Here is a 3,757-nt window from a genome sequence, read left to right as displayed (position 1 = left end):
TTGTGGGAGTAGGCTTTGAACCTGTGACCTTCAGGTTATGAGCCTGACGAGGTGAAGACGTTAAGCAATTGATCCAGTGGATCAATTGTAGTCTGAACGGGCTGTTTGGGAGTATCTGACGCTGGTTGCGGGAGTAGGATTTGAACCTACGACCTTCAGGTTATGAGCCTGACGAGCTACCGGGCTGCTCCATCCCGCGTCAGTGTCAGATTTTGTATTATCGTTAGAGAGAAGTTTGTTTTGAGGATTTTACTAGGTTTGGCGGTGACCTACTCTCCCGGGGCTTAAGCCCAAGTACCATTGGCGCGGCAGCACTTAACTTCCGGGTTCGGGATGGGACCGGGTGTTTTGCTTGCGCTATGACCACCAAACCGAGGAAAATCCCCGTCGACTTTCTTGCAGAGCAAGAAAGCAACGCGCGGCAGGCAGCGTCTTTATCGCAGATAAAGGCGCGTTGCCGCACGGTTGTTATGTCACCCCTTTACGGGGTTTCACATCAATCAACAGTGCCGCTTGGCGCGACACAGTCATCCATGTTTAATGAGGTGTATGTTTTTGGCTTATTTGTTCGCCTACCGCTTCGCTACTTGAGGCGGTTGGCAGTCTTTCCATTACTGGATCAAATCAAGCCTATCGGGCGATTAGTACCGGTCAACTGAACACATTGCTGCGCTTACATCTCCGGCCTATTGACGTGGTGGTCTTCCACGGCCCTCAGGGAGACCTTGTTTTGAGGGGGGCTTCCCGCTTAGATGCCTTCAGCGGTTATCCTGTCCGATCGTAGCTACCCTGCACTGCTGCTGGCGCAACAACAGGTCCACCAGTGGATCGTTCACCCCGGTCCTCTCGTACTAGGGGCAACTCCTCTCAAGTCTCCTACACCCACGGCAGATAGGGACCGAACTGTCTCACGACGTTCTAAACCCAGCTCACGTACCTCTTTAAACGGCGAACAGCCGTACCCTTGGGACCTGCTCCAGCCCCAGGATGAGATGAGCCGACATCGAGGTGCCAAACACTGCCGTCGATATGGACTCTTGGGCAGTATCAGCCTGTTATCCCCGGCGTACCTTTTATCCGTTGAGCGATGGCCCTTCCACTCGGGACCACCGGATCACTATGGCCGTCTTTCGACTCTGCTCGACTTGTCAGTCTCGCAGTCAGGCTGGCTTCTGCCATTGCACTCAACGAGCGATTTCCGACCGCTCTGAGCCAACCTTCGCGCGCCTCCGTTACGCTTTAGGAGGCGACCGCCCCAGTCAAACTACCCGCCACGCAGGGTCCCGGATCCGGATAACGGACCGCGGTTAGACATCAAGAGTGCGAAGGGTGGTATCTCAAGGGAGGCTCCACAAAGACTTGCGTCTCTGCTTCAAAGCCCACCACCTATCCTGCACATCACAATCCTGATGCCAGTGCGAAGCTGTAGTAAAGGTGCACGGGGTCTTTCCGTCTAACCGCGGGAAGCCTGCATCTTGACAGGCAATTCAATTTCGCTGAGTCGATGTTGGAGACAGCGGGGAAGTCGTTACGCCATTCGTGCAGGTCGGAACTTACCCGACAAGGAATTTCGCTACCTTAGGACCGTTATAGTTACGGCCGCCGTTTACCTGGGCTTCAATTCAAGGCTCTCACCTCTCCTTTTAACCTTCAGGCACCGGGCAGGCGTCAGACCCTATACGTCGTCTTGCGACTTCGCAGAGCCCTGTGTTTTTAATAAACAGTCGCCACCCCCTGGTTTGTGCCCCCAGCCCCTAGTTGCCTAGGAACCGGGCCTCCTTCTCGCGAACTTACGGAGGTATTTTGCCGAGTTCCTTCAACATCGTTCTCTCAAGCGCCTTGGTATTCTCTACCAGTCCACCTGTGTCGGTTTAGGGTACGGTCTTATAGGAGGGCTATTTCCAGGAACCTCTCAGCAGCCCATTCAATCCAATAAGGATGAACTACCTCTGAGATCCGTCACCACTCCACGGCCTAGGAATATTAACCTAGTTCCCATCGCCTACGCCTTTCGGCCTCGGCTTAGGGGCCGGCTTACCCTGCTCAGATTAGCTTTAAGCAGGAACCCTTGGACTTTCGGCGAGAGTGTCTCTCACACTCTTTGTCGCTACTCATGTCATCATTCTCACTAGTGATCTCTCCACGGGATCGCTCACGCGCCCGCTTCATCGAAAGCCTCTCTCCTCCAATCTGCCCGAAGGCATGAAAGAGGAATGAGACTATGTCACACTACGCTCTGCTACCGATGCTTACGCATCCCTAGACTTCGGCTCATGGCTTGAGCCCCGTTACATCTTCGCCGCAGGACAACTTATTTAGACCAGTGAGCTGTTACGCTATCTTTAAAGGATGGCTGCTTCTAAGCCAACCTCCTGGTTGTTTTGGTCGTCCCACCTGCTTTCCCACTTAGCCATGAATTGGGGGCCTTAGTCGTAGGTCAGGGTTGTTTCCCTCTCCACTACGGACGTTAGCATCCGCAGTGTGTCTGCCATCTAGTACTCCCGGGTATTCGGAGTTTGGTTAGGATCAGTAAGCCTGTGGGGCCCCATTACCCATCCAGTGCTCTACCCCCCGGGGTATTCGGATGACGCTCTACCTAAATAGATTTCGCAGAGAACCAGCTATCTCCGAGTTTGATTGGCCTTTCACCCCTAGGCACAGCTCATCCCGATCCTTTTCAACGGATGTGGGTTCGGTCCTCCAGTAAGTGTTACCTTACCTTCAACCTGGCCATGCCTAGATCACTCGGTTTCGGGTCTGATCCCACGAACTCATGCGCCCTATTAAGACTCGCTTTCGCTACGCCTACACCTAACGGCTTAAGCTTGCTCGTGAGACCAAGTCGATGACCCATTATACAAAAGGTACGCCGTCACCCCGCAAGGAGGCTCCGACTGATTGTAGGCGTTCGGTTTCAGGTACTGTTTCACTCCCCTCGTCGGGGTGCTTTTCACCTTTCCCTCACGGTACTGGTTCACTATCGGTCAGCAAGGAGTACTTAGCCTTCGAAGGTGGTCCTCCGATCTTCAGACAGAATTTCACGTGTTCCGCCCTACTTAATACGTCCGTCAAAGCTTAGAATACGGGGCTGTCACCCGCTATGGCCATGCTTCCCAACATGTTCTTCTCACTTATCCGGCTCGGCTGGTCCCCGTTCGCTCGCCGCTACTAGGGGAGTATCAATTGATTTCCTTTCCTCCGGGTACTTAGATGTTTCAGTTCCCCGGGTTTGCCTTTATAACCCTATGTATTCAGGTCATAAATACCTGGTTATGCCCATTATTGATTAGCACAGCTAACAATAACAAACATTCAGGTGGGTTGCCCCATTCAGAAATCCATGGATCAAAGCTTATTCTCAGCTCCCCATGGCTTATCGCAGAGTATCACGTCTTTCATCGCCTCTTGCTGCCAAGGCATTCACCAAACGCCCTTCTCGCGCTTGATTTGATCCAGAAAAAGAAAGACTTGATATTGGCACTATCGCCTATTCGGCTACTTGAGTGCGTTTGACCGCACACAACCGAAGCTGCGCTAGTAATCAAATCAATCACGACCGCCCAGCTGGTAACTAAAGGCAGTCATTCTTCTGAACCAAAAACATACATTTCCCGCCCCCGTCACTTGGACGAGGACAAATGAGCAACCCCATATGGTCTCTCAGCCGTGCAGCTGATCAACGCAGGTCGCTCGGGTTAGTATATTAGACTTGGACAACTCTGTTCGTTTCAGTCGTGATACACAGACAGGGCCGGCT

At 52.8% G+C, this 3,757-nt stretch carries 1 tRNA gene and 2 rRNA genes; all 3 read right to left on the bottom strand.

The window, feature by feature from the left end:
• Positions 1 to 122 precede the first annotated feature (122 nt).
• A tRNA-Met gene (locus HW561_RS23070) sits at positions 123 to 199 on the bottom strand.
• A gap of 57 nt (positions 200 to 256) precedes the next feature.
• A 5S ribosomal RNA gene (gene rrf / locus HW561_RS23065) occupies positions 257 to 371 on the bottom strand.
• A gap of 249 nt (positions 372 to 620) precedes the next feature.
• Positions 621 to 3,448 (bottom strand): 23S ribosomal RNA (locus tag HW561_RS23060).
• Positions 3,449 to 3,757 lie beyond the last annotated feature (309 nt).

Source organism: Ruegeria haliotis (assembly GCF_013377785.1).
Lineage (GTDB): Bacteria > Pseudomonadota > Alphaproteobacteria > Rhodobacterales > Rhodobacteraceae > Ruegeria > Ruegeria haliotis.
The sequence above is the reverse complement of the archived record's forward strand: the minus strand, read 5'-3'. Positions and strand labels throughout refer to the sequence as shown.